Origin of the sequence: Pseudomonas sp. Z4-7 (assembly GCF_051131965.1) — a bacterium.
GTDB lineage: Bacteria > Pseudomonadota > Gammaproteobacteria > Pseudomonadales > Pseudomonadaceae > Aquipseudomonas.
Genome location: NZ_CP071642.1, coordinates 4,405,835 through 4,431,916, shown reverse-complemented (window position 1 = coordinate 4,431,916; position 26,082 = coordinate 4,405,835). Strand labels below are relative to the sequence as shown.

Below are 26,082 nucleotides of genomic sequence, written 5' to 3'. Positions count from 1 at the left end.
CTTCGTTGTCGCCAGAATATTGACGTGTAAAAGATCAAAACCGTTTCAACCTTGTAACAACACAGCTAAGAACATTCCAGGAAAAGCCTAAGAAGAAATTCTCATAAGTATTATTCCAAAACAATCTTATGTGCTTGGAAAAAACCGGCACATTGTTCAACGAGAAAGCCTTTGTATTTAAGGCTCTTGACGGATTCCAGACGTCAATAAAAAGTTCCAGATAAATTTCGAAACGATGTGAAGAAGGGCAAAAAGATTTAAAAGCGAGGCGGTATGCGTGACGGTTTTTTGTCGTTGTGGCGAAAATCCGGTACCTTCCGATCTCGCGAAAGCTGGCAGATTTTCCAGATTCTGACGGCCAGCCTGAGTCTCGCTTCTTCACCCAGCACAGGTGCCGACTACGGTTGGCAACGGAGGAAATGCACATGGCAGCGCTCATCGGTACCGTCAGCAAGGTCGTAGGGCAGGTTTTCGCAGAGGCCGCCGGTGGGCTGCGGCGCCCGTTGATCGAAGGTGATCGGTTGTACGCCGGTGAGCACCTGATCACCGGCGCTGAGGGCGCAGTAGCCGTGCATTTGCAGAACGGCCAGGAACTGACCTTGGGCCGCGAAAGTGACCTGACCCTGACCCCGCAGCTGCTCGCCAACCAGGCAGCGCCTGTCGACACGCCCGAAGCGCCAGTGCCAAGTAATGCGCAACTGACCGATGTGCAGCAATTGCAGCAAGCCATCGCCGCCGGCGCCGACCCGACCCAGACGGGCGAGGCCACGGCGGCGGGCGCCGAGGGCGGCAACCCGGGCGGAGTGGGCGGTGGGCACAGCTTTGTACTGCTGGAGGAGGTAGCCGGGGAGGTTGATCCTCTGATTGGCTTCCCAACCGCCGGGTTCAACGGGATTCCCGAGTTTCCACAACTGGAGCTGGCGGCTGATCCGGACGGCAACGATGGCGATGATGGCGATGGAACCGTGCCGCCGGTCATTCCTGAAACGCCGGACAACCCCGTCACCCTTGGTGGCGTGACCGTGGACGGCGGCGAGCTGAGCACCAACGAGGCCAACCTTGCCGACGGTACCGCCAGCAATCCTGGCGCGCTGGTGCAAAGCGGCACCTTCAGCATTTCCGCCCCCGACGGCTTGAACAGCCTGAGCATCGGCGGTATCAGCGTGATCGCTGGCGGCGTGGCTTCAGGTTTCCCGCAGTCCGTCACCTCGGCGCTGGGCAACACGCTGACCATCACCGGCTATGACCCGGCCACTGGCGTGGTGAGCTACACCTATACCCTGACCGACAACGAAACCCATCCGGCGGGCGGTGGTGCCAACACCATCAGCGAGCAATTCCCGGTCGTGGCCGTCGACGCCGACGGCGATACGGCCAACGGAACCCTGGACGTCAACATCACCGACGACGTGCCTCAAGCCGTGGACGACAGCCACGCCAGCAGCGCATCGGAGACCCTCGTCACCCTCACTGGCAACGTATTGCCCAACGATGACCAGGGCGCTGATCGCATACCCACCGGCCCCGACAGCGGGCCGATCATCGGCGGCACGTTCACCGGTACCTACGGCACGCTGGTGCTCAACCCCAACGGTACGTACACCTACACCCTGAATACCAGCGACCCGCAATTCGTTGCGTTGCACGGCGGCGGCAACGGCACCGAAACCTTCACCTACACCCTGACCGACGCCGACGGCGATACCAGCACCGCCAACCTGGTGCTGCAAGTGCACAACAACGACGACCCGGTGATCATCAACGGCCTCGACACCGAGGGCGGCGAGCTGACAGTGCAGGAGAAAAACCTCGGCGACGGCAGCAACCCGGACGCCTCGGCGCTGACCCAGAACGGTACTTTCACCATCACCGCGCTGGACGGCGTGCAGACCCTGAGCGTCGGCGGCATCACTGTGGTCAGCGGTGGCGTCGCCGCCGGTTTCCCGCAATCGATCACCACCGCGTTGGGCAACACCTTGACCGTCACCGGCTTCAACGCCGCCACGGGCGTGGTCAGCTACAGCTACACCTTGCTCGACAACGAAGCGCATCCCAACGCCAACGGCGCCAATAGCCTGGGCGAGCAGTTCGGCGTGGTGGTCACCGATGACAATGGCACCACGGCCACCGGCAACCTGGACGTGAACATTGTCGATGACTTGCCCAAGGCCGTGGACGACAGCAACGCCGGTACTGCCTCGGAAAACAACCTGACCCTGACCGGCAGCGTGCTGCCCAACGACAACCAAGGCGCCGATCAAGTGGCGTCCGGGCCGATTACTCCCGGCACTTTCACCGGCACCTACGGCACGCTGGTGCTCAACGCCGACGGCTCCTACACCTACACACTCAACCCTGGCGACACCGATTTCAAAGGCCTGCACGGCGGCGGCAACGGCAGCGAAACCTTCACCTACACCCTGACCGACGCCGACGGCGATACCAGCACCGCCAACCTGGTGCTGCAAGTGCACAACAACGACGACCCGGTGATCATCAACGGCCTCGACACCGAGGGCGGCGAGCTGACAGTGCAGGAGAAAAACCTCGGCGACGGCAGCAACCCGGATGCCTCGGCGCTGACCCAGAACGGTACTTTCACCATCACCGCGCTGGACGGCGTGCAGACCCTGAGCGTCGGCGGCATCACTGTGGTCAGCGGTGGCGTCGCCGCCGGTTTCCCGCAATCGATCACCACCGCGTTGGGCAACACCTTGACCGTCACCGGCTTCAACGCCGTCACGGGCGTGGTCAGCTACAGCTACACCTTGCTCGACAACGAAGCGCATCCCAACGCCAACGGCGCCAATAGCCTGGGCGAGCAGTTCGGCGTGGTGGTCACCGATGACAACGGCACCACGGCCACCGGCAACCTGGACGTGAACATCGTCGATGATTTGCCCAAGGCCCACGCCGACTCCGCCTCGGTGGAAGAGGGCGCGACGGTCAGCGGCAACGTGCTGAACAACGACGAGGGCGGCGCCGACGGGCCTGCCGCCAGCGGCGCAGTGATCGGCGTACGCGCCGGCAGCGATACATCGACCTCCGCCGTAGGCGGCCTCAACAGCCAGATCAATGGTACCTACGGTTACCTGACCCTGGACGCCAACGGCAACGCGGTCTACCACAGCAACCCGAACGCCGTCAGCGCACCGGGCGCCACCGATGTGTTCACCTATACCGTGCGCGACGCCGATGGCGACGAGAGCACCACGACCATCACCATCGACGTTTATAACAGCTGCCTGGCCGCAACCCCTGACCAGGAAATCCGTGTCTACGAAAAAGCCCTGGATCTCAACCAGGATGGCCAGGACCTGGCCCCCGGCACCGTCACGGGCAGTGCGCCGAATGCCAGCAGCGAAACCGCGAGCGGCAGCCTCGTCGGCTCGGTGACCGGTGCCGTCGGCGCCGTCACCTTCGCCCTGATCGGCAATGCCACTGGCGCCCATGGACAACTGTTGCTCAACCCGGACGGTTCGTACACCTACACCCTGACGTCGCCCGCCACGACAACGCCCGCCGCCAATGATGGTCCGAACGTGTTGAGCGAAAGCTTCACGTATCAAGCTACGGACTCACTCGGTAACAGCGTCACCAGCACCATCGTTATCAACATCGTCGACGATGTGCCCAAGGCGCACTGTGATACCGCGGCGGTGGTAGAGGGCGGGACGGTCAGCGGCAACGTGCTGGATAACGACGTGCTCGGCGCCGATGGTGGCGTGGTGATCGGCGTGCGGTCCGGCAATGATACGTCAAGCCCGGCCAACGGCGGCCTGAACACCCAGATCAACGGCACCTACGGCTACCTGACCCTGGATGCCAATGGCAACGCGGTCTATCACAGCAATCCGGACTCCGTTGGCGTACCGGGTGCCACCGATGTATTCACCTACACCGTGCGCGACGCCGATGGGGATGAAAGCACCACGACCATCACCATCGACGTGCACAACAGTTGTCTGGTCGCTGAAACCGATCATGACGTCACCGTTTACGAAAAAGCCCTGGATCTGAAACAGGATGGCCAGGACCTGGCCCCCGGCACCGCCACCGGCAGCGAGCCGGGCAGCACCGGCGAAACCGCCACCGGCACCTTGGTCGGTTCGGTCAGCGGTGCAACCGGCGCCGTGACATTTGCCTTGGTGGGAGACGCCAATGGCGCTCACGGCCAGTTGCTGCTCAACGCCGACGGCTCTTACACCTATACGCTGACCTCGCCGGCGAATACCACGCCGCATGCCAACAATGGCCCGAACGTATTGACCGAAAGCTTCACCTATCAGGCCACCGATTCCCTGGGCAACAGCACCACCGGCAACCTGGTGGTCAGCATCGTCGACGATGTGCCCAAGGCGGTCGCGTCCGAGCGTTCGGTCACGGCGGTGGAGATCGATTCGAACCTGCTGATCGTGCTCGACGTGTCCGGCAGCATGAAAGACGATTCCGGTGTGCCGGGCCTCTCGCGAATGGACCTGGCCAAACAGGCAATCAGCGCCTTGCTCGACAAATACGACGACATGGGCGACGTGAAGGTCCAGCTTGTCACCTTCAGCGGCAGCGCTACCGGCCAGAGTGCCGTGTGGGTGGACGTGGCAACCGCCAAGACACTGATCGCCGCGCTGAAGGCGGACGGTGACACCAATTACGATGCGGCCGTGGAGATGGCCAAGACGGCGTTCGCAACACCGGGGCAACTGACCGGCGCCCAGAACGTTGGCTATTTTTTCTCCGACGGCAAGCCGACCAAGGGCGATATCGGCCCGGCGGACGAGGCCGCGTGGAAGGCCTTCCTCGACGCCAACAGCATCAAGAATTACGCCGTCGGCCTGGGCAGCGGCGCCAGAAACGTCAATCTTGACCCGCTGGCCTACGACGGCAGCACCCACACCAACACCAACGCGGTGGTGGTGACTGACTTGAACCAGCTCAATTCGGTGCTATCCGGCACTGTGCAAGGCGTGCCGGTTACCGGCAGCCTGTTTGGCGAAGGCGGCTCGTTCGGTGCCGACGGCGGGTTTATCAAAAGCCTGGTGGTGGACGGCACGACCTACAGCTACAACCCCGACGCCAACGGTGGCCAGGGGGCGCTGACCGTCAGCGGCGGGGCCAACCACGGCGCCTTCAACACCGCGACCAACACCGTCAGCATCGCCACCGGGCATGACGGCATGCTCGTGGTGAATCTTGATACCGGCGCGTTCAGCTACACCTCCCAGACCACCACCAGCACCTTGATCACCGAGAACATCGGCTACACCCTCAGCGATAACGATGGTGACCTGGCGGGCTCCAACCTGGTGATCAAGGTCCAACCCAACAGTGCGCCCGTGGCGGTCGATGACAACGTCATCACCAACGTGCTGTCGGGCAACATCGTGGTTCCGGGTGAACTGCTGCTGGGCAATGACAGCGACGCCAACGGCGACCCGCTCTCCGCATCGCCGACCAGTTTTAACACCGGTTGGGTGGCAAGGGGCGCGGATTTCACCGGCAGCACCGGTACCGCCAGTTTCACTGGCAACAACGCCCAGTCGATCAGCCTCAACCGCAGTGCCTTCGTCGCCAACACCGCGAGCATGACCGCGGTGCTGGTGGTCAGCGGGGCGCTGGGGGCGGTGTCGAACAACAACGCCAACGATGAAGACCGGCTCAACATCAGCCTCAAGCAAGGCGAAACCCTGACCCTGGATCACAATCTCACGGCCGGTCGCATCGCCATGGAATATTCGCTTAACGGCGGCCCCTTCATCGCGATCAACGATGGTGCATCGTTCACCGCGGCGGCGGATGGCAATTATCAGATCCACGTCACCAACATTCCCAACCCCGGCAATGGCAACGCCAATGCCTCGGAAAATTACCAACTGACCCTGACCGTCAACTACGCCGGTGCCCAGGACACTACACCCGATTATCACGGCAGCTACACTGCCAGCGACAACCTCGGCGGCAGTGACTCCGCCGGGGTGGGCATCAGCTATCAGGCGGGCCACACCCTGACGGGGACCACGGGCGACGATGTACTGCTGGCCGGCAATGGCAACAACGTGCTCAACGCCGGCGACGGCAACGACATCCTCAGCACCGGCGCGGGCAACAACATCTTGCATGGCGGGGCTGGAGATGACTTGCTCTACAGCAGTACCGGTAACGACCTGCTCGACGGCGGCACTGGCAACGACACCGCCAGTTATGCCCATGCCACCGGCGGCGTCACGGTAAATCTCGGCCTGCTGGCCGGACAGAACACCCTGGGGGCCGGCACCGACACCCTGGCTGGCATCGAGAACCTGGTCGGCTCGAACTTCAACGACCACCTGACCGGCGACAGCTTGAGCAATCGCATCGACGGCGGCCTCGGCCATGACGTGCTCAACGGCGGTGACGGCGATGACCTGCTGATCGGCGGCCTGGGCAACAACACCCTCACCGGTGGCAACGGCGCCGACACGTTCCAATGGCAAGCGGGCAACAGCGGTCACGACGTCATCACGGATTTCACCCCGGGCCTCGACAAACTCGACCTGTCGCAACTGCTGCTGGGCGAGAACGGCAGCGCGGCGTCGCTTGATGACTACCTGCACTTCAGCGTGACCGGCAGTGGAGCCTCGTTGATCACCAGCATCGACGTCAGCAGCACCGCCGGCGCCACGCCGAACCAGACCATCGACCTGGCCGGCGTCAACCTCGCCACTCACTACGGTGTCACGCCGGGCGCGGGCGGAATGATCGGCGGCGCGGACACCGCGACCATCATCAACGGCATGCTGAACGACCATTCGTTGAAGGTCGACACGGTGTGAGATGAGCTGAAACGACAAAACCCGCCATCTCTGCTCTGGAGATGGCGGGTTTTTCATTTTGACCCGCGCAAAATTTTCCCGGACCCAGGCACCGCTGTTCCGTGGCGAGGGAGCTTGCTCCCGCTCGGCTGCGCAGCAGTCGTAAAATCGGCAGGCGCGGTCTGCCTGGGGAATCGCATCAGCTGATTTCAGGGCGGCTTAGCCTCCCAGCGGGAGCAAGCTCCCTCGCCACAAGGGCGTTCAGTCAGGTTTGCGCAGGGTCTTCTGCCTGAGGATATACACCGTCACCAGCACCGCGCTGGTCAGCATGAACACCCGCGCCCACGGCAGGGGCACCAGGTAGCACGACATCAGGATGCTCGCCCACATCAACCCGATGGCGTAGACCTTGCCCTTGAGCGGGATGCCGTTGCCGCTGAGGTAGTCGCCGATCCAGGGGCCGAGGCGCGGATGCTCCACCAGCCAGCGGTAGAAGCGGGGCGAACTGCGGGCGAAGCAGGCCGCGGCCAATAACAGGAAGGGGGTGGTGGGGAGGACGGGAATAAAGATGCCGATGACCCCCAGCACCACACTCAGCCAGCCGATGGCGAGCAGAGCGTAGCGCAGGATCAGCGGGCGATTGCCGAGGGGCGCGGGCACCCGCTGACTCAGTGGTGACGCGGCTTGAGGATCGCCGGTTTCTCGTCCGGGGCGTTGCACAGCAGGTACAGGGCGGTGAGGGCTTCCGGGATCTGCACGATCATGTCATCCATCAGGTTAGGGTCGGCGGCAATGTCGGAGAACTCCGGTTGCTCGTCGAACAGGCCGGAACCGACCATGATCGGCAGCAGCATTTCGCTGACTTCCTCTTCGGCGGTTTCGAACCAGGCCGCTTCGCGCAGGAACACACCCTCCATGAAGCCGATGCACCAGCCGCGCAGTTCCGAATCGTCCGGATCGTCGCCCAGGTCCAGCTCGCACGGCAGCTCGAATTCTTCATCGGAAGCCAGTTGGCGGGCGATGTGAGCCTTGAGGCCGACCAGCGTCGCTTCGATTTCGGCGCGTTGGGCTTCGTCGCTGTAGTGCGGTTCTTCGGCGAACAGGGCGTCGATCCATTCACGCTCCGGCACCTGCTCGGAGCAGATCGACAGGGCGGTCAGGTAGCCATGAGCGGCCACGTAATCCAGCGCTTCTTCGTGCAGCTCATCGGCGTCGAGGAAGACTTGCAGGCGGGTCAGTTGCTCAGCGAAGGACATTACAGGCTACCTTGGGGAATAAACAATGCGGGAATTCTAGGCTTTCTTGAGCGCTCAGGCCAGCCGCGTGGTGGATTTGCTTTCTTGCCGGCCATGCATCACTGGTCTCGAGCCTACAGAGTCCCTGTGGCGAGGGAGCTTGCTCCCGCTGGGTCGCGCAGCGGCCCTGTTTTTTTGGGGCGGCTTCGCCACCCAGCGGGAGCAAGCTCCCTCGCCACGGGGTGGGGCTTGTCCGGCATTTGCCCTGAAACCTCCCGTCAGCAACCCCCTTCGCAACGAAGCCCTCGGGTATACTGCCGCGTTTTGTGATGCCCTGCGGCATCCCGGCGGTTCGAAACGCGCACTTACGATTTGCCGGTGCAGCGTTTGTGTTTCTGGACCAGCCTTGCAGGGATGTTTCGGTGATTTTTGGAGTTTTTATGCTCGAACAGGCTCAACGCGTCCTCAAGGACATCTTCGGCTACGACAGTTTTCGTGGCCGCCAGGGTGCCATCATTGAGCGCGTGGCCAGCGGTGGCGATGCCTTGGTGCTCATGCCTACCGGCGGCGGCAAGTCCTTGTGCTTCCAGGTGCCCGCGCTGCTGCGCAACGGCCTCGCGGTGGTGGTGTCGCCGCTGATCGCCTTGATGGACGACCAGGTCGCGACCCTCGAGGAATTGGGCGTTGCCGCTGCCGCGTTGAACTCCACGCTGAGCGCCGAGCAGCAGCGGGACCTGGCGGCGCGCATCCAGCGCGGTGAAGTGAAAATGCTGTACCTGGCGCCTGAACGTCTCGTGCAGCCGCGCATGCTGGCCTTTCTCCAGAGCCTGGAAATCGCCCTGTTTGCCATCGACGAAGCCCACTGCGTATCCCAATGGGGCCATGACTTCCGTCGTGAATATCTGCAGCTGGGGCAATTGGCCGAGCTGTTTCCCGACGTGCCGCGCATCGCCCTGACCGCCACCGCCGACAAACGTACCCGCGAAGAAATCGTCGAGCGCCTGCACCTGCAGAACGCCGAGCGGTTCCTCTCCAGCTTCGACCGCCCCAACATTTTTTACCGCATCGTGCCCAAGGAGCAGCCGCGCAAGCAATTGCTGGCGTTCCTCGCCGAGCGCCGCAGCGACGCGGGTATCGTCTATTGCCTGTCGCGCAAGAAAGTCGAGGAGGTGGCGGCGTTCCTCAGCGAGCAAGGTTTCCCGGCATTGCCCTACCATGCCGGCCTGCCCAACGATCTGCGGGCCTATCACCAGAAGCGCTTTCTCAACGAGGAAGGCCTGATCATGGTCGCCACCGTGGCGTTCGGCATGGGTATCGACAAGCCCAACGTACGGTTCGTCGCGCATTTGGACCTGCCCAAGTCGCTAGAGGCCTATTACCAGGAAACCGGCCGTGCCGGTCGTGACGGTTTGCCGGCCGATGCCTGGATGGCCTACGGCCTGCAGGACGTGGTGATGCTCAAGCAGATGTTGCAGAACTCCGAGGGCGATGAGCGCCACAAACGCCTGGAACAACACAAGCTCGACGCGATGCTGTCGCTCTGCGAGGAAACCCGTTGCCGCCGCCAGACCTTGCTGGCCTATTTCGATGAGGACATGCCCGAGCCTTGCGGGCATTGCGACAACTGCGTCGACGGCGTGGAAACCTGGGACGCCACCGAGCCGGCCCGCCAGGCACTGTCGGCCATCTATCGTACGGGCCAGCGCTACGGCGTGGGACATCTGGTGGACGTGCTGCTGGGCAAGGACAACGAAAAGGTCCGCAGTTTTGGCCATCAGCATCTTTCGGTGTTCGGCGTGGGCAAGGCCCGCACTGAGAGCGAGTGGCGCTCGCTGTTCCGGCAACTGGTGGCGCGCGGCCTGGCCGACATCGACCTGGAAGGTTATGGCGGCCTGCGCCTGAGCGCGACCTGCCGGCCCTTGCTCAAAGGCGAGGTCAGCCTGGAACTGCGTCGCGACCTCAAGCCCGCAACAGCGATCAAGAGCAGCAAGAGCCAGGCCAGCCAACTGGTGCGTGGCGAGGAGCGCGATCAGTGGGAGGCCTTGCGCGCCTTGCGGCGCAAGCTGGCGGAGGAGCATGGCGTGCCGCCCTATGTCATTTTCCCCGATTCGACTTTGCTGGAAATGCTCCGCAGCCAACCGACTTCCCTCGCGGAAATGGCCCGGGTCAGTGGCGTCGGCGCGCGCAAGCTGGAGCGTTACGGCGAGGCTTTCCTCCAGGTGCTTGGCGGTGAAGCCGAAGCGCCGAAAGCCGTGGCCGATGTACGCCACGAACTCATCACGCTGGCTCGTGCCGGCATGACCCCGCTACAGATCGCCGGGCAACTGCAGTGTTCGGAAAAGAACGTCTACACGATGCTGGCCGAGGCGATCGGCCAACAGCAGCTATCCCTGGAGCAGGCGCTGGATTTGCCCGAAGAACTGATGGGCGAAATCCAGGACGCGTTTCTCGACGGCGAGGGTGAATTGCCTGCGGTATCTGACGTTGCCGCGCTGTTTGCAGGCCGCGTTCCGGAAGGCGTCCTGTATTGCGTCAGGGCTGCACTGCAATCGGAATTTGAAGTCTGATCAAATGGTTACGCTCCTTTAACGATTCACTACAGTGCCAGCCTTGCTTGAATCCGAAGCTCATGCTTAGCTGACTAATAATTAGTATTTCTCTATTTAGATTCTGATGAGTTTTTTATGCCTCTAACCGATCAACACCGCTTTGGCATGCAGTTGGCGCAAATGTCCCGGGGCTGGCGAGCCGAGCTGGACCGTCGCCTCGCCGGGCTGGGCCTGTCCCAGGCGCGTTGGCTGGTGCTGCTGCACCTGGCGCGCTTCGAACAGGCGCCGACCCAGCGTGAACTGGCCCAGAGCGTCGCCGTTGAAGGCCCGACCCTGGCCCGCTTGCTCGATAGCCTGGAAACCCAGGGACTGGTGCAGCGCCAGGCCGTGGCCGAGGACCGCCGCGCCAAGAAAATCGTGCTCTGCGCGCCGGCCTTGCCGCTGATTGAACAAATCGAAACCATTGCCACGCAGCTGCGTCGGGAGTTGTTTGAAGGCGTTGATGAAGAGGATATGCGGGTGTGCATGCGGGTTCACGGCAGGATCCTGGCCAACCTGGAAAAATCCTGAGGCACATCCCTGACACCAGGTTTTTGAGATTCGCCGGTTAGCGAACTATAACCAGTAGTAAGCGTTCCTAATGGAAGCGTTTGCGCCGAGGTTGGTTCTGGTAATCGAAAGGGATGCCCATGCTTGAAAGTCTGCAGTCCACGTTGCGCAACTGGGTCAACGTGTTGATAGTCGTGGGTGCCCTGGGCTTTCCGGCCCTGGCGTCGGCGCTGGGGCTGGGAGAGATCACGCTTCATTCCGCGCTGAACCAGCCGTTGCGCGCCGATATCGCCTTGGTCGATGCGGCCGGCCTGGGCGAGGGGGATTTGTCGGCCAGCCTGGCGAGTCCGGACGATTTCAGTCGCGCCGGGGTGGAGCGGGTATTTTTTCTCAACAGCCTGCGTTTCACGCCGGTGTTGCGCGGCGAGCGCAGTTTCATCCGGGTGACTTCCAGCAAGCCGGTGGAGGAACCTTTCCTCAATTTCCTGGTACAGCTCAACCAGCCTAACGGCCGGGTGCTGCGCGAATATACCGTGCTGATCGATCCGCCGGGCACGCCAGGGATCGTGCCGACCGTGGACGAGCCTTCCGCTGCGGCCGAAGCAACACCCGCGATCAAGCCGCCACCGGCCACACAAGGCAAGCGCTACACCGTCGTGCAGGGCGACAACCCCTGGATCATCGCCAAGCGCCTGCATGACGCCGGCAGCAATGCCTCTGTCAATGAGCTCATGCAGGGCATCCAGGCGCTGAACCCTGGCAGCGAGCGGCTTTCCATCGGTCAGCGCCTGTTGCTGCCCGACTCGGCCATATTGCCGCCTCCCGCCGCAGCCCCTTCAACTCCGGCCTCTGTCGCCCCCGACAGCAATGCCGAGCAACTTGCCGCCTCGGTGCTGCAAAACCAGCAACAACAGAAAACCATCGACGAACTTCAAGTCCGGCTTCAGGCCCAGGACGCGGAAATTGCCGGCCAGCGCCAGCAGATCAGCGAGTTGCAGGCGCAACTGGCGCAGACATCGCCATCGACTGTTGTCGCGACGCCGCCGCCAGAGGAATACGTCGAGCCCGCTCCGGTGGTCGAGGCGGCGCCGGCCGGCGAGGCAGAGGGCATCGACTGGCTGTGGGTGGCGGGGCTGGTAGGGCTGCTGGGGTTGCTCGCCGTGTTGCTGTTTCTCCGCCGTCGGCAACAGCAGGAACTGGCGGATCCGCAGCCGATGTCCGAGCCTCGCGAATTGATCCTGGACGATGACGAACCCGAGACTTACACGCAGTCCGGCACCGAACGCCCTGAAGTCGCCGCGTCGTTCAATAACGGCGATGCGCCTCTCGGCGATGTGCTCGAAGGGGTGGGAATCTACCTCACCTATGGCCGCTTCACCGAAGCGGCGGGCTTGTTGCGCGCCGCGTTGCTGGCGGAGCCGGAGCGTACCGACCTGGGCCTCAAGTTGCTCGACGTGCTGGGCAAGCAGGGCGATGTCATCGGTTTCCGGGCCCAGGAGAACCACCTGCTGGCCCAGGGTATCGATCGCCAGGCGCTGGAAGAAGTCCGCGGGCGCTACCCGAGGATCTCCATGGTTACCGCGCCCGTTGAGACCTCCCTTGATACGCCGCGTGATGCGCCGCTTGATGCGCCTGCGCCGACAGAACCCCTGGCACGCATTCCAGAGCCCGAACCGCCCCGTCCCGCCAGCGACGAGTTCGAGCTGAAGCTCGATAGCTTGTCCATGGAGAACAGCTGGGACCTGACCGACACCCCGCAGGCCTCCGCTGAACCGAAACCCCTGGAAACCTTCGAAACCGGCACCTTGTCGCTCTCGGGGTTCGATGAGCCCGACCTGCAATGGGGCGCGCCCCTGGAAACCGAGTCGCTGGACGATGATTTTCTCGACGGGTTTGCCGACGAAGAGCAGTCGCTGGAGCTGGAGCCGCTGACCGCCGAACCGGAATTCGACTCCCTGTCGCTCGAACCGGTGTCCTTTGAGGCGCAACCCTCGCAGCATTCCGAAAAGCTCGAAGAAGCCCAGAATCGTATCGATGAGGGAGACCTCAAGAGCGCTATCACGCTGCTGGAGGAACTGGTGGAAGAGGGCGACGAGCCGCTCAAGGAAACGGCCCGGGTGCTGCTGGCCGGGATTCGTTGATTACCCCTGTGGGAGCGAGCCTGCTCGCGAAGAGGCCATCACCTTCAAAATATTCATCGACTGACACTCTGCCTTCGCGAGCAGGCTCGCTCCCACAAGGTAGGAATATATGCTTTAGAACGTCTGCCCCAGATTCAGATACACCGCCTGCTCATCATCGTCGTTGAAGCCATAACTGAAGTTGAGTGGCCCCAGCGGCGTGTCGAACCCGAGGAAAATACTGGCGGCGTTGATGTAGCCGCTGTCGAATTCATTGTCGTTGTTCCAGGCCCGGCCGCGCTCCAGCGAACCGCCGACATACAGCGGGAAATCCAGCGGCAGGTAGGCGCGCGGCGTGAGCCTGCGGTAGTACACGGCGCGCATCAGGCTCATGTTCTGGCCGGATATCCCGTCTTCGCGAAAGCCCGACAGCTGTCGGGCGCCGCCGAGGACGAAGCTCGACGTGACGACCTCGGCGGTGTCCAGGGTCCGGCCATAACGACCGCCGAGGATGAAGGTATCCGGGCCGCTGCTCAGGGCCTTGTCCAACCTGAATTCCCACTGGCGATAACGCTGGTCGGAACCTAATCCGGGTTCGTACTGGCGCCAGGACAAGCCGATGTCTTCGCCTTCGTGGGGGAAGTAGACGTTGTCCAGCGAGTCGAATGAGTATTTGAGCTCGTAGAAGCCTTCGTTGAAGTTTTCGCTGGGCTGGTCGTGATCGCCGATGCGCACGTCCGCCTTGCCCCAGGCCTGGCCGACACCGAAGCGGATTTCCCCGCTGTTGCCGATCTGCCGGCCCAGGTTCAGGCCGAAGCCATAGCGCTCGACCCGATACTGGGCGACCGGGTCGTTATCGAGGATCGACTCGACGTTGCGCGATTCGAATTGTCCGTAGGGCGCGATGAAGTAGCGCGAGCCGACGTCCAGCGGCTGGTAGAACTCGCTGTACAGTTCCTGCTTGTCGCCGATCTGCGCCCGTGTCAGCCATTCGGCGCCGAGGCGATTGATACCGTTGACCCGGTAGCTGGCACCGAGGTTGAAAGCGCTGTCGCCGCGCATGTCGTCCGACAGGCTCAGGCCCAGGCGCAGGTAGTCCGTGCCGGTGCGTCGGCCCCGGGCGCTGATCACCAAGGTGTTGTCCGCGCCCTTGTGCACTACGCGGTATTGCACCTGCTCGAAATAATCCAGGCCGTACAAGGTGCCCATGTCGGTTTGCAGGCGACCCAGGTCCAACGGCTCGCCGATTTGTTGGCGAACGTAATAGCGGATCACGTCGTCGCCGACTTTCGAATCGTTTTCCACCCGTATCGCGGTGATGACCGGCGTGCGTTCGCTGGGGGTGCGCGCCGCCATCAGCTCGGCGTCGGCCGGTTCAGGGCGACGCAGGTGTGCCAGGCGGGCCTCGAGTATCCGGGTGGCGCGGTAACCGGCGTCGATCATTTCCGTGGCGCGGCCAAAATCGGTGGAGCCAAAGCTCGCCAGGGCGGGCTGGATCAGCACGTCGTTGTTTTTCAGCGTCGCCAGTTGTTCCTCCGAGTTGCGCCGGGTCATCAGGGTGGTCGACTGATTCAGCACATCCACCACCGTGACCAATTGCTTGCGGTTGCGCAGCGGCGTGCCGATATCGACGACGATGGCCATGTCCACGCCCATTTCCCGGGCCACGTCCAAGGGAATGTTGTCGCTCATGCCGCCGTCCACCAGCAGCCGCCCGTCCAGTTCCACCGGGGCGAACACCGCCGGGATCGACATGCTGGCACGGATCACCTTGGGCAGGTGGCCCTTGCGGAACACGACTTTTTCGCCAGTAGCGATGTCGGTCGCCACGGCGCGGAAGGGGATTGGCAGCTTGTCGAAATCCCGGGTATCGCTGGTGTGGGCCAGCAGGCTTTCCAGGAGCAGGGCCAGGTTCTGTCCCTGGATCACGCCCAATGGCAGGCCGAGGCTGCCGTCGTCGCGAAAGCTCAGCTTCTGCTTGACCAGGAAATCCCGGTCATCCTGCTTGCGCCGGAAGGGCACGTCCTTGCGCGGTGGGGCATCGGACAGCGCCTGCTGCCAGTCGATGCCCAGGGCGAGTTTCTCCAGCTCGTCGATCTTGTACCCGGAGGCGTATAAACCGCCGATCACCGCGCCCATGCTGGTGCCGGCGATCGCGTCGATCCTGATGCCTTGTTCTTCCAGCGCTTTGAGCACGCCAATATGCGCCAGCCCACGGGCCGCGCCGCCGGAAAGTACCAGGCCGATCTTCGGTCGCGGCGCTTCGACCGCGTCGGCGAACAGGGGCAGCAGTAACAGGAGCAGGCATGGCAGCAGGCGGCGCATCGTCAATCTCGGGGCAGGCGGTCAAAGGCGAGTAGTATAACGACGCCTTTGACCGCAGGAGCTCACCCGCAATGACCGCTCACAAACCGGAAGTCGTCATCACTTACTGTACGCAGTGCCAATGGTTGCTGCGCGCCGCCTGGCTGGCCCAGGAGTTGCTCAGCACGTTTGGCGACGACTTGGGCAAGGTGTCCCTGGTGCCGGGCACCGGCGGGGTGTTCCATATCAGCTGTGACGGTACGCAGGTCTGGGAGCGCAAGGCTGACGGCGGTTTTCCCGAGGCCAAGGTCCTCAAGCAGCGGGTCCGCGACCGGATCGACCCGGAGCGCGACCTGGGGCACAACGACCGGGTTCAGTGACTCGTTTCAGTAACCTGGCTCAGTGAGACGAAGCCTGGGCGCCGGCGCTGGATTTTTTCGTGCCATCGAGCTGGCTCGACACGACGATCGCAACGATGATCAGCGCCCCACCGAGCAGCATGCGTAGCGTCGGGTTCTCATCGAACAGCAGCCAGGCAATGGTAATGCCGTAGACCGGTTCCATGGCGAACACTACCGCCGCGGTGCGCGCCTTGATCACCGCGAGGCTGGCGACGAACAGGCTGTGGGCCAGGCCGGTGCAGAACACCCCGAGCAGGCCGATCCACAACCAGTCGATGGGGCGCACGTCGCTCAGTTGTGGCGCGGCCATCGGCAACAGGCATAAGCCCACGACCACGTTCTGGCACAGCGCGGCCTGCACCGGCGGTACGTGCGCGGAGCCGGCGCGATTGGTCAGCGACAACAGCGAGAACAATAGACCCGAAGCCACGGCCCAGAGCAAACCGGTGGTGGCGCCGCTGGCCAGGTCAAAGTCCGGTGTGACCAGCACCAGGCCGACGCTTACCAGCACCACCAGGAGAATCTCGTTGGCGCGGATCCGCTCGCGGAAAACCAGCCCCTCGAGCAATACGGTGAAGGCCGGGAAACTGGCGAACCCCAGCGTGGCGATGGCCACCCCGGCGACTTTTACCGAGATGAAAAAGCTGACCCAGTGTCCGGCCAGCAACAGCCCGCCGAGCAGCAACCGGCGAGCGTCGCGGCCGCGCAATTTTTGCCAACGGGTGCGGCTGGCGAACCGGGCAAACACCGCCAGGGCCAGCACGGCGAACACCGCGCGGCCAAACACAATGACCGCCGGCGAGGCGGCGGCCAGTTTGCCGAACACGCCGGTCAGGCCAAACATGAGCGCGCCGATGTGCAAGGCGCCGAGGGCGGTACGGGGAGTCATTGCAATCCTTGTTGAGCGGTTGAGCGTCCGGCTATTGAACCCTTTGCCAGCCGTTTCTGTCTGTCGCGAACCTAGCGATTTTTAGCGCGGAGCTAGCGCCGAAGCTTGCCCGGCGAAACACCGAACTCGCGCAGCACCGCCGCCGCAAAGGCGCTTTGCGAACTGTAGCCAACCTGATGGGCGATTTCGCCGATGGGCAGGTTTGAGTCTCGCAACAGTCCCACAGCTTTGTGCAGGCGGCGGCTGCGGATGTATTCCATTGGCGTCTGCCCGCGTTCGGCGACGAAGCGCGCATGCAGGCGCGCGCTGGAAAGCCCGGCGACCCGCGCCAGGTCCGCCACTTGCAGCGGATAGGCCGCGTGCTGGTCGATATGAGCGTCCAGCGCGGCATAGGGCAGGTGCCGGCTGCCGCTCGTTTGCTGGCGGGCGCCGTTGAGGCTGACCAACAGCAGCACCGCGCCTTGCTGGGCGATCAGCGGATCGTCCACCGGACTGCCCGCGAGCCAACTTACCAACTGGCTCTGCCCCGTATCCAGGGGCAGGCGGATATTGCGGTCGAGCAAGCGCCGGCTGGCATCGGCGTGATCGCCCAGGCATTGCCCGACCCAGTCATCATCAGGCACATCCAGCACCAGGCAACGGCTGCCCCGAGGACTGCCGCAGGCGTGATGGGCGCCGGCGGGTACCACCACGAAACTCTGCTGCACCACCTGGCTGCCACGCCCTTCGACTTCGAAGTCCAGCGCGCCGGACAAGCCGAACACCAGCTGCGCATGGTCGTGGCTGTGGACAATCAGATCGTGGCTGTAGTGGCGTAGCGTGAGGATCGGTCTCATCGCGGTCTCCCGTGGCAGGCGGCCAGTCTACACCGAGGGCGTGGCGCCTCGCGCTGTCATGCAATCGACTCATTATTGTCATGGGTCATTAACCGCTGGGGTGCACTGTGGTGAAAACGATCAGAGGGTTGCCCAATGACCAGCGCCGAGCTCGCCAGGCCCAGCCGCAAACAGCGTGTCCGCACCCTGTGGATTTCCGACGTTCACCTGGGTACGCGAGATTGCCAGGCCGAGCACCTGTCGCACTTTCTCAAGGGCTATCACGCCGACAAGGTCTATCTGGTGGGCGATATCATCGACGGCTGGAAACTGCGCAGTGGCATGTATTGGCCCCAGGCCCATACCAACGTCATTCGTCGCCTGCTGACCATGAGCAAGCGCGGCACCGAGGTGATCTATGTCACCGGCAACCATGACGAATTCCTGCGACGCTATTCGAAGCTGATCCTGGGCAACATTCAACTGGTGGACGAAGCGGTGCATGTCACCGCCGATGGTCGGCACCTCTTGGTGATCCATGGCGACCAGTTCGATGTGATTACCCGTTATCACCGTTGGTTGGCCTTTCTTGGGGATTCGGCCTACGAGTTCACCCTGACGCTCAATCGCTGGCTCAATCATTGGCGGGCCCGTTACGGCTACGGTTACTGGTCGCTGTCGGCGTACCTCAAGCACAAGGTCAAGACTGCCGTCAGCTTCATCAGCGACTTTGAAGAAGCCATCGCCCATGAGTGCGTGAAGCGTGAATTGCATGGTGTGGTGTGCGGGCACATCCACCATGCCGAGATTCGCACGGTGGGCGGGGTGGAGTACCTCAACTGCGGCGATTGGGTCGAGTCGTGCACGGCGCTGATCGAGCATTGGGACGGCTCGATCGAGCTCTATCGCCTGGCGGACGCCCAGGCGCGCGAAGCGCTGGTCAAGGCTGAGTTGAAAGTGACTGAGCCTGCCTGAATTTTAAACGTTTAGTGGAGAGGAGCTTTTGTGGCGAGGGAGCTTGCTCCCGCTCGGCTGCGCAGCAGTCGTCAATTGAACCGCGCGATGTGTCTGGATAAATGCAGGCGTCTGAACGGGGGCTGCTGCGCAGCCCAGCGGGAGCAAGCTCCCTCGCCACAGGGAAGTGTGTTTTTCACGTTTCGGCCATCGCCGCCTTGTAGATCGATTGCTTCGGTGCCGCAAACAGTCTTTCCAGCATTGGCTCGAAGAAACTCAGCGGCAGCGTGTCGTACTCGGGATCGAACGCTGCGGCGTCGTATCCTGCACAGAAATCGATCGTCGCCTGGTACTGCGGGTGCTCCCTAAACTGCTCCCGCAGGTGCCGGTCCATGCCCAGGTGATGGAAGAAGTAGTAGCCCTGGAAGATTCCGTGCTTCTCCACCATCCACAGGTTCTCGGCGCTGACGAACGGCTTGAGGATCGCCGCCGCGATGTCCGGATGGTTGTACGAACCCAGTGTGTCGCCAATATCGTGGAGCAGGGCGCAGACCACGTACTCCTCGTCTCGCCCGTCGCGGTAGGCACGGGTGGCGGTTTGCAGGGAGTGGGTCAGGCGATCCACGGGGAAACCGCCGAAGTCGCCATCGAGCAATCTCAGGTGGCTCAGAATCCGGCCCGGCAACTGCCGCGCGTAAGCGCTGAAGTCGGCGGCGATGATCGCCCAGTCTTCCCGGCTGCCGTCCTGCATGTGGGTGAAGCGCGCGTGAGACGTCATCGGCAATCTCCTTAGAACGCCACCTTGCCCAGCAGCATGTCGCGGTACATGACGAAGTCGCCGAGCAGACTGTAGAGAGGGTGTTGGAAAGTCGCAGGGCGGTTTTTTTCGAAGAAGAAGTGGCCGACCCAGGCGAAGCCGTAGCCGGCCACCGGCAGCGCGACCCACAGCCACCAGGCGCCGACGGCGAGGGCCAGGGCGAAAACCAGGATGACCAGGGAGGTGCCGATGAAGTGCAGGCGTCGGCAGGTGCTGTTGCTGTGTTCGCTGAGGTAATACGGGTAGAACTCGGCGAAGGTGTTGAATCGTTTGGTGTTTTCCAAGAATGCAGGCTCTTTGGTTATTGTTCTGATATTTGAAGTCTAGAGCTACCAAACGCAACAGCCAGTGACAATCAGCGCCACTCTAGTGTCCTGTCTTACAAATACTGTTCCTTTTGGACGGCGTCTGTTGCCGTCATGCTGCGTTGCCGCTCCTCGCCATAGCGGGCTATGACTCGTCGCGGCGCCTTGCCTGACGACAACAGCCACTCGTCAAAAAGGAACGTATTTGCAAGACAGGACACTGATATCCTTCGCCAATCCAGCCGTACCCTGCGGCTCGTCATGCAAGCAAATGCCATGAGCGAACGAACGACTTCTTCAAGCTGGGCGATGGGGATTGTCAAGGCGTTGGAAATGGACGGCCTGGACTGTCGGGCGCTGTTCAAGCAACTGGCGCTGGATTTTGCTGCGCTGGAGGATCCCGACGCGCGCTTTACCCAGGACTCGATGACGCGGCTCTGGCAATTGGCGGTGGCTCGTTCCGGCAATCTGGCCATCGGCCTGAACATGGGCAAGGTGGTGCGCCCGGCATCGTTCCATGTGGTCGGTTACGCATTGATGTCCAGTCGCACGCTGGTCGAAGGCTTCGAGCGGCTGGTGCGCTACCAGCGGATCATTGCCGAAAGCGCCGACTTGAGTTTTCGTCATCTGGAGGAGGGCTATGGGCTGATTCTCACCGTGCATGGCGATCACCTTCCGCCGACCCGGCAAAGTGCCGAAGCCTCCCTGGCCTGCGCGCTGTCCTTGTGCAGTTGGTTGACGGGACGCACCTTGCATCCGGTAAAGGTACTGTTCCAGGGTTCCGAACCCGTTGACCTGGCACCTTATCAACAGGCTTTTGGCGCGCCACTGGTGTTCGATGCTCCCTACGATGCGCTGATTTTCCAGCAGGAGGACATGGAGGCGCCGCTGCCCACGGCCAACGAGGCCATGGCGCAGCTCCACGATCGGTTTGCCGGCGAATACCTCGCGCGTTTTTCCGGAAGCCGCGTGACCCACCAGGCGCGGCAGGTGCTCTGCCGGCTGCTGCCCCGGGGCGAGCCCAAGCGGGACGTGGTCGCGCAGACCCTGCACTTGTCGCAACGTACCTTGCAGCGGCGCTTGCAGGATGAGGGCACGAGTTTCCAGAACTTGCTGGACGATACGCGCCGCGAACTGGCCGAGCAGTACCTGGCGCAGCCGACCATGACGCTGCTGGAAGTGGCTTATCTGTTGGGGTTTGCCGACCCGAGCAATTTTTTCCGGGCCTTTCGGCGCTGGTTCGGGACCACACCCGGCGAATACCGGGCGCGGGCTGTAGCGACGCCGGTCAGTGACGCCAGAACGCCGGAATACACAGCACGAACACCGTAATGATCTCCAGCCGGCCGAGCAGCATGCCGCCGGAAAGAATCCACTTGGCGGCATCCGGCAGCGGGGCGAAGTTGCCGGCCGGGCCGATGGTCTCGCCAAGCCCCGGGCCGACACCGGACACGGTACTGGCCGCGCCGGTCAGTGCCGTCATCCATTCGACGCCCAGCAGCGACAGCAGCAGCGCGATGACGCAGATGGTGATGGCGAAAAAGAACGAGAATGTCAGGATCGACCGGACGATTTCTTCGTCGAGGCGGTGACCGTTGTATTTCTGCTTGATCACCGCGCGCGGGTGAATCAGTTGGTTAAGGTTGGCCCGAAGCAGGATGTAGGCAACCTGGAAGCGGAAAATCTTGATCCCGCCGGCGGTCGAACCCGAGCAGCCGCCGACGAAACCCAGGTAGAAGAACAACATCAGCGAGAAATTGCCCCACAGGCTGTAGTCGCCCAAGGCAAAACCGGTGGTGGTGACGATGGACGTCACGTTCAGCGCCACGTGCCGCAGGGCGTCGAGCCAATGCAGGTCGGTGGTGGCCCAATACCAGGTGCCGAGCACCAGCCAGGTGACCAGCAGCACGCCGATCAGCCCCTGGACTTGCTGGTCCTTGATCAGCGCCCGGCGATTGCCGCGCAGGGTCGAGACGTAGAGGGCAAACGGCAGGCTGCCGAGGATCATGATGACAATGGCGACCCAATGCACGGCCGGTTGCGTCCATTTGGCCAGGGACAGGTCGGAGGTGGAAAAACCGCCGGTGGAAATGGCTGACATCGAATGGTTGATCGCATCGAACAGACTCATCCCGGCCCACCACAGTGCCAGCGTGCCGAGAATGGTGATGCCGACGTAGGAGGCCACGATCAGCCGCGCCACCATGTGCGAGCGCGGCATGACTTTTTCCGAGCGATCGGACGATTCGGTCTGGAACAGCCGCATGCCGCCGATGCGCAACAGCGGCAGGATCGCCACCGCCATGCCGATGAAGCCGATACCGCCGAGCCAGTGCAGCAGCGAGCGCCACATCAGGATTCCCGGCGACATCGTGTCCAGGCCGCTGAGGACCGTTGCACCGGTGGCGGTAATGCCCGACATGCTCTCGAAAAAAGAATCGGTGTAGCTGATGTGCTGGGTCAGCAAGAACGGCAGCGCGGCAAAGACACACACCACCAGCCAACTGCTGACCGTCAGCAGGTACATGTCCCGGGGGCGCAGATGGATGTGCTCGGGGCGTCCGGGAAGAATCAACGCGAGGCCGGCGACAAAGGTAATCATGCTCGACCAGAGGAACGATGGCAGGTCGCTGGTGCGTTCGTAGATCAGCAACGTGGCCATCGGCACGATCATGAAGATCGCCAGGGTGATCAGGAAGATGCCGATGATGAAACCAATGATCCGCAGGGTCGGCAACGCCATGAAGTCCGCTCGGGCTGATAGGGGAAAGGGCGCCATTCTACCTGTGACAAGCGGCATGTAAACCGGCGCCCGGCGCTGCTTGCAACTGAATTTGCACTAACGAACTGGCGGCACAAGCCACTAGAATAGCCGAACATTTTTCCAGGAGGTCGCCGATGCAGGCTCTCGACGCTTTGCTCAACCGTGTTTCCGTTCCGCGTCTGGTGGACCCTGCGCCCACGCCCGAACAACGCCAGGTCATGTTCGCCGCAGCGATGCGTGCGCCGGATCACGGCCAACTGCGCCCGTGGCGTTTCCTGACCGTCGAAGGGCAGGCACGTTACCGCATGGGTGAGCTGCTGGCCGAGGCGGCACGCTTCAATGATCCGCTGGTGCCGGAAGCCGTGGTGGAGAAGGCCCTCAACGGCCCATTGCGCGCGCCCTTGGTCGTGGTGGTGATCGCGCGATTGCAGGACCATTTCAAGATTCCCAAGCCTGAGCAATTGCTGGCAGCCGGCTGCGCGGCCCATGGGATTTTGCTGGCCGCTTATGCCCAGGGCGTTGGCGGGGTGTGGCGTACCGGGGAATTGGCCTATTCGCCCCACGTCGCGCGGGGGCTGGGGCTTGAAGAAGGGGAGGAGGTGATCGGCTTCCTCTACCTGGGTACGCCGCAGAAAGAAGCGCGCACGGCACCGCAGGAAGATATCGGGCAGTTTGTGCAGGAATGGACCGTGCCACAGGCATAAACCCTTTCGTTGCTTTCGTTGCTTTCGTGGCGAGGGAGCTTGCTCCCGCTGGGCTGCGCAGCAGACCCAAAAGGCGCCAACGCAATCCTTCAGACGGAACGCGTTAGCCAATTTACGACGGCTGCGCCGCCGAGCGGGAGCAAGCTCCCTCGCCACAACGGCAATAGCCTGCTCGGTTAACGGCAAACATCCGCAATCGCCAGCGCCAGCGTATCCAGGCGCGTCGCGTCGATGCCGGCCACGTTGGCCCGGCCGGTGCCGACCATGTAGACGCTATGGCGCTCGCGCAGTTGCCCGACCTGTTCCGGCGAGAGGCCGGTGTAGGAAAACATACCGCGTTGCACCCCCATATGAGCGAAGCGCTCGCGCAGACCGTGGGGTTCGAGCGCTTCCAGCAATCCGCCGCGCAACTGCGCGATGCGCAGGCGCATGGCTTCCACTTCGTCGGCCCACAGGCCTTTCAACTGCGGATCGCCAAGGATCGTCGCAACCACCGCCGCGCCATGGTCCGGTGGCGTCGACCACAGGTTGCGAGCGATGTTCGCCAGTTGACTGCGGATGTCGACCAGTTTCTCACCATCGTGGGCGCAGACGATCAGCGCACCGGTGCGGTCGCGATAAAGACCGAAGTTCTTCGAGCATGAACTGGTGACCAGCACTTCGGGCAGCGCTTCGGCGAACAACCGCACAGCCCAGGCGTCCTGCTCCAGCCCGTCGCCAAAGCCCTGGTAGGCGAAGTCGATCAGCGGCAGCAGTCTGCGGCTGCGCACCACGTCGAGCACCTGGCGCCATTGCTCATGGGTCAGGTCGAAACCGGTGGGGTTGTGGCAACAGGCGTGCAGCAGTACCACGTCACCCTTTGGCACCTGGCTCAGGGTCGCCAGCATTGCCTCGAAATCCAGGCGGTTGTCGGCACCGACGTAGGGGTAGTGGCTGGCCTTGACGCCAGCGGCGGCGAAAATGGTTTCGTGGATCGGCCAGGTCGGGTTGCTCAACCAGACGCCGCGGCCCGGCAGGCACTGGGCGATGAAGTCGGCGCTCAAGCGCAGGGCGCCGGTACCGCCCGGTGTCTGGGTGGCGCCGGCGCGTTTCTCAGCGAGCAACGCTGAATCGGTGCCGAGCACCAGTTCATTGATCAACCGGCCGAACGCGGCGTCACCATGACCGCCGATGTAGGTCTTGGTGAACTGGCGGTCCACCAACTGCTGCTCGGCCTGTTTCACTGACTGGAGAATCGGCGTCAGGCCCTGGGCATCCTTGTAGACGCCCACGCCCAGGTCGAACTTGCCAGGATTGCTGTCCGCCCCGTAGGCCTCCATCAGGCCGAGGATCGGGTCGCCGGGCACGCGGCCGATGGCATCGAAATGCATTACTTGCGACCCTCGGCAGTCTTGGCGACATCGTCGGTACGGGCGGCCATGATGAAGTCGTTGCGGTGCAGACCCTTGATGGAGTGGCTCCACCAGGTCACGGTGACTTTGCCCCACTCGGTGAGCAGGCCGGGGTGATGCCCTTCAGCCTCGGAGATTTCACCGACCGCGTTGGTGAACGCCAGGGCGTGCTTGAAGTTCTTGAACAGGAAGACCTTTTCCAGTTGCATCACGCCGTCGCGCACTTCGATGTTCCAGTCGGGGATCTGCTTGATCAGGATCGGCAGTTCTTCGTCGCTGACCTGCGGGGCATCGGCGCGGCAGGCTTCGCAATGGGCTTGGTTCAGAGTGTTCATGGTGTGTTCCCGGATCGAATATTTGGAAAACGTCGATGCGCCCACGCTAAAGCAAAGCCGCGTGGCGCAACAGACTCAATTGAAAGCAAAAGTAGCGGTTCACGCCGCTTTCGGTGGAAATTTCGGTGCGTGCAGGCCCAGCTCCCGGCCGCGCCTGACCATGCCCATGATGTCCTCGTGGGCCAGGTCGAACAGGCGCTTGAGCTCGGGCAGGACGAAATACACCGGCTGCAGGATGTCGATGCGATACGGCGTGCGCATGGCCTCCAGCGGGTCGAAGGCTTGATGCTCCGGCTCGTCCGACAGGCAATAAACGGTTTCCCTGGGAGAAGACAGGATGCCGCCGCCGTAGATGCGCCGACCGAGCGGGGTGTCCACCAGGCCGAACTCGATGGTCATCCAATACAAGCGGGCAAGGTAGACGCGTTCTTCCTTGGATGCCTGTAGGCCGAGTTTGCCGTAGGTGTGGGTAAATTCGGCGAACCAGGGATTGGTCAGCAAAGGGCAGTGGCCGAAGATCTCGTGGAAAATGTCCGGCTCTTGCAGGTAGTCCAGTTCTTCGCGGGTACGAATAAAGGTCGCGACCGGAAACTGTTTGCTGGCGAGCAGTTCGAAAAACGTCTGGAACGGAATCAGCGCCGGCACCCGGGCGACTTGCCAGCCCGTGGTCTCGCCGAGCACCTTGTTGATTTCCCCCAGTTGCGGAATGCGGTCGTGGGGCAGGCCAAGCTTGTCGATGCCGTCCAGGTATTCCTGGCACGCACGGCCTTCAATTACTTTCAACTGGCGGGTGATCAGCGTATTCCACACCGCGTGTTCTTCGGCGGGGTAGTCGATAAAACCTTGCGCATCGGGCTCGCGGGCCGCGTATTGCGTCTGCTTCATGCTGCTCTCCTGCTGTTATCCCTCAAGGGAAGACTTGTTTTTTGTTATGTCCAGCGATGCATTAGAGATAACTCGAAGCTGCGGAGTGCGCATCGGCCTGGCGACGATGGATTGGGGGACGGATGGGTTGATCCGTAAAGTTTTCGTTACGAGTTGGCGGGTGCTGCGATCTTTACGGGGTTTTCAGGTGGGAAACGGCCTACATCTGTCACATAATCTTGACGACTATTTGCGCTGTTGCGCCGAAAAAACTTGTGGCGAGGGAGCTTGCTCCCGC

19 protein-coding genes are annotated in these 26,082 nt (G+C 62.5%); 8 read left to right on the top strand and 11 right to left on the bottom strand.

What is annotated here, in order from left to right:
• Window positions 1-425: 425 nt before the first annotated feature.
• A complete protein-coding gene (locus J3P91_RS19830) occupies window positions 426-6,809 on the top strand; it encodes a retention module-containing protein (protein ID WP_434601496.1) in 6,384 nt (2,127 codons plus the stop codon).
• 240 nt (window positions 6,810-7,049) lie between these two features.
• Here J3P91_RS19830 and J3P91_RS19825 read toward each other — a convergent pair whose 3' ends face one another.
• Both J3P91_RS19825 and J3P91_RS19820 read right to left on the bottom strand, forming a co-directional pair.
• Window positions 7,050-7,448: a YbaN family protein gene (locus tag J3P91_RS19825; protein WP_434601495.1), complete on the bottom strand. Its 399-nt coding sequence runs from the start codon at window positions 7,446-7,448 to the stop codon at window positions 7,050-7,052.
• Between the two features lie 8 nt (window positions 7,449-7,456).
• Complete coding sequence (locus tag J3P91_RS19820) at window positions 7,457-8,044, bottom strand: YecA family protein (RefSeq protein WP_305499530.1); 588 nt, start codon at window positions 8,042-8,044, stop codon at window positions 7,457-7,459.
• 419 nt (window positions 8,045-8,463) lie between these two features.
• Here J3P91_RS19820 and recQ point away from each other — a divergent pair, with 419 nt between their 5' ends.
• The 3 genes from recQ to J3P91_RS19805 all read left to right on the top strand — a co-directional run bounded on the left by recQ (window position 8,464) and on the right by J3P91_RS19805 (window position 13,262).
• Window positions 8,464-10,590: a DNA helicase RecQ gene (gene recQ, locus J3P91_RS19815; RefSeq protein ID WP_305499531.1), complete on the top strand. Its 2,127-nt coding sequence runs from the start codon at window positions 8,464-8,466 to the stop codon at window positions 10,588-10,590.
• 117 nt (window positions 10,591-10,707) lie between these two features.
• The gene (locus tag J3P91_RS19810; protein ID WP_305499533.1) at window positions 10,708-11,142 is read left to right on the top strand and encodes a MarR family transcriptional regulator; all 435 of its coding nucleotides are present in this window, start codon (window positions 10,708-10,710) and stop codon (window positions 11,140-11,142) included.
• Between the two features lie 119 nt (window positions 11,143-11,261).
• On the top strand, window positions 11,262-13,262 hold the full coding sequence (locus tag J3P91_RS19805; protein WP_434601494.1) for a FimV/HubP family polar landmark protein: 2,001 nt from the start codon (window positions 11,262-11,264) through the stop codon (window positions 13,260-13,262).
• Between the two features lie 114 nt (window positions 13,263-13,376).
• Here the strand turns inward: J3P91_RS19805 and J3P91_RS19800 are convergent, their stop codons facing one another.
• Window positions 13,377-15,566: a patatin-like phospholipase family protein gene (locus J3P91_RS19800; protein ID WP_434601493.1), complete on the bottom strand. Its 2,190-nt coding sequence runs from the start codon at window positions 15,564-15,566 to the stop codon at window positions 13,377-13,379.
• Window positions 15,567-15,637: 71 nt separating this feature from the next.
• Between J3P91_RS19800 and J3P91_RS19795 the strand changes: the two genes are divergently transcribed.
• Entirely contained in the window at window positions 15,638-15,925 is a 288-nt protein-coding gene (locus J3P91_RS19795; protein WP_434572572.1) for a SelT/SelW/SelH family protein, read from the top strand.
• 19 nt (window positions 15,926-15,944) lie between these two features.
• Here the strand turns inward: J3P91_RS19795 and J3P91_RS19790 are convergent, their stop codons facing one another.
• Entirely contained in the window at window positions 15,945-16,835 is an 891-nt protein-coding gene (locus J3P91_RS19790; RefSeq protein WP_434601492.1) for a DMT family transporter, read from the bottom strand.
• A 92-nt stretch (window positions 16,836-16,927) separates the two neighbouring features.
• On the bottom strand, window positions 16,928-17,671 hold the full coding sequence (locus tag J3P91_RS19785; RefSeq protein WP_434601491.1) for an AraC family transcriptional regulator: 744 nt from the start codon (window positions 17,669-17,671) through the stop codon (window positions 16,928-16,930).
• 135 nt (window positions 17,672-17,806) lie between these two features.
• Here J3P91_RS19785 and J3P91_RS19780 point away from each other — a divergent pair, with 135 nt between their 5' ends.
• Window positions 17,807-18,625, top strand: coding sequence for a UDP-2,3-diacylglucosamine diphosphatase (locus J3P91_RS19780; RefSeq protein WP_434572576.1), 819 nt, complete (start codon window positions 17,807-17,809; stop codon window positions 18,623-18,625).
• Window positions 18,626-18,800: 175 nt separating this feature from the next.
• Here J3P91_RS19780 and J3P91_RS19775 read toward each other — a convergent pair whose 3' ends face one another.
• Both J3P91_RS19775 and J3P91_RS19770 read right to left on the bottom strand, forming a co-directional pair.
• Entirely contained in the window at window positions 18,801-19,382 is a 582-nt protein-coding gene (locus J3P91_RS19775; protein ID WP_434601490.1) for an HD domain-containing protein, read from the bottom strand.
• 11 nt (window positions 19,383-19,393) lie between these two features.
• Entirely contained in the window at window positions 19,394-19,705 is a 312-nt protein-coding gene (locus J3P91_RS19770) for an Mpo1-like protein (protein WP_434601489.1), read from the bottom strand.
• A 297-nt stretch (window positions 19,706-20,002) separates the two neighbouring features.
• Here J3P91_RS19770 and J3P91_RS19765 point away from each other — a divergent pair, with 297 nt between their 5' ends.
• Window positions 20,003-21,058 carry an AraC family transcriptional regulator gene (locus tag J3P91_RS19765; protein ID WP_434601488.1) on the top strand — a complete coding sequence of 352 codons (1,056 nt, stop codon included), beginning with the start codon at window positions 20,003-20,005 and terminating at the stop codon, window positions 21,056-21,058.
• Here J3P91_RS19765 and J3P91_RS19760 read toward each other — a convergent pair.
• A complete protein-coding gene (locus tag J3P91_RS19760) occupies window positions 21,015-22,469 on the bottom strand; it encodes a TrkH family potassium uptake protein (protein ID WP_434601487.1) in 1,455 nt (484 codons plus the stop codon). The genes J3P91_RS19765 and J3P91_RS19760 overlap by 44 nt on opposite strands.
• 155 nt (window positions 22,470-22,624) lie before the next feature.
• On the opposite strand from J3P91_RS19760, the gene J3P91_RS19755 reads away from it, so the two are divergent.
• Entirely contained in the window at window positions 22,625-23,194 is a 570-nt protein-coding gene (locus J3P91_RS19755) for an NAD(P)H nitroreductase (RefSeq protein ID WP_434601486.1), read from the top strand.
• A gap of 176 nt (window positions 23,195-23,370) precedes the next feature.
• On the opposite strand, the gene J3P91_RS19750 is transcribed toward J3P91_RS19755, so the two are convergent.
• The 3 genes from J3P91_RS19750 to phhA form a co-directional block, all read right to left on the bottom strand.
• On the bottom strand, window positions 23,371-24,564 hold the full coding sequence (locus tag J3P91_RS19750; RefSeq protein ID WP_434601485.1) for an amino acid aminotransferase: 1,194 nt from the start codon (window positions 24,562-24,564) through the stop codon (window positions 23,371-23,373).
• A complete protein-coding gene (locus tag J3P91_RS19745; protein ID WP_055101412.1) occupies window positions 24,564-24,920 on the bottom strand; it encodes a 4a-hydroxytetrahydrobiopterin dehydratase in 357 nt (118 codons plus the stop codon). The genes J3P91_RS19750 and J3P91_RS19745 overlap by 1 nt, the downstream gene beginning before the upstream one ends.
• Window positions 24,921-25,019: 99 nt before the next feature.
• Complete coding sequence (phhA, locus tag J3P91_RS19740) at window positions 25,020-25,805, bottom strand: phenylalanine 4-monooxygenase (protein WP_434601484.1); 786 nt, start codon at window positions 25,803-25,805, stop codon at window positions 25,020-25,022.
• Window positions 25,806-26,082 lie beyond the last annotated feature (277 nt).

What these genes read in the sequence shown, in the direction of transcription:
- J3P91_RS19830 (WP_434601496.1), top strand. Translation starts at nt 426, where the DNA reads ATGGCAGCGCTCATCGGTACCGTCAGCAAGGTCGTAGGGCAGGTTTTC.
- J3P91_RS19820 (WP_305499530.1), bottom strand. Translation starts at nt 8,044, where the DNA reads ATGTCCTTCGCTGAGCAACTGACCCGCCTGCAAGTCTTCCTCGACGCC.
- recQ (WP_305499531.1), top strand. Translation starts at nt 8,464, where the DNA reads ATGCTCGAACAGGCTCAACGCGTCCTCAAGGACATCTTCGGCTACGAC.
- J3P91_RS19810 (WP_305499533.1), top strand. Translation starts at nt 10,708, where the DNA reads ATGCCTCTAACCGATCAACACCGCTTTGGCATGCAGTTGGCGCAAATG.
- J3P91_RS19805 (WP_434601494.1), top strand. Translation starts at nt 11,262, where the DNA reads ATGCTTGAAAGTCTGCAGTCCACGTTGCGCAACTGGGTCAACGTGTTG.
- J3P91_RS19800 (WP_434601493.1), bottom strand. Translation starts at nt 15,566, where the DNA reads ATGCGCCGCCTGCTGCCATGCCTGCTCCTGTTACTGCTGCCCCTGTTC.
- J3P91_RS19795 (WP_434572572.1), top strand. Translation starts at nt 15,638, where the DNA reads ATGACCGCTCACAAACCGGAAGTCGTCATCACTTACTGTACGCAGTGC.
- J3P91_RS19790 (WP_434601492.1), bottom strand. Translation starts at nt 16,835, where the DNA reads ATGACTCCCCGTACCGCCCTCGGCGCCTTGCACATCGGCGCGCTCATG.
- J3P91_RS19785 (WP_434601491.1), bottom strand. Translation starts at nt 17,671, where the DNA reads ATGAGACCGATCCTCACGCTACGCCACTACAGCCACGATCTGATTGTC.
- J3P91_RS19780 (WP_434572576.1), top strand. Translation starts at nt 17,807, where the DNA reads ATGACCAGCGCCGAGCTCGCCAGGCCCAGCCGCAAACAGCGTGTCCGC.
- J3P91_RS19775 (WP_434601490.1), bottom strand. Translation starts at nt 19,382, where the DNA reads ATGACGTCTCACGCGCGCTTCACCCACATGCAGGACGGCAGCCGGGAA.
- J3P91_RS19765 (WP_434601488.1), top strand. Translation starts at nt 20,003, where the DNA reads ATGAGCGAACGAACGACTTCTTCAAGCTGGGCGATGGGGATTGTCAAG.
- J3P91_RS19760 (WP_434601487.1), bottom strand. Translation starts at nt 22,469, where the DNA reads ATGGCGTTGCCGACCCTGCGGATCATTGGTTTCATCATCGGCATCTTC.
- J3P91_RS19755 (WP_434601486.1), top strand. Translation starts at nt 22,625, where the DNA reads ATGCAGGCTCTCGACGCTTTGCTCAACCGTGTTTCCGTTCCGCGTCTG.
- J3P91_RS19750 (WP_434601485.1), bottom strand. Translation starts at nt 24,564, where the DNA reads ATGCATTTCGATGCCATCGGCCGCGTGCCCGGCGACCCGATCCTCGGC.
- J3P91_RS19745 (WP_055101412.1), bottom strand. Translation starts at nt 24,920, where the DNA reads ATGAACACTCTGAACCAAGCCCATTGCGAAGCCTGCCGCGCCGATGCC.
- phhA (WP_434601484.1), bottom strand. Translation starts at nt 25,805, where the DNA reads ATGAAGCAGACGCAATACGCGGCCCGCGAGCCCGATGCGCAAGGTTTT.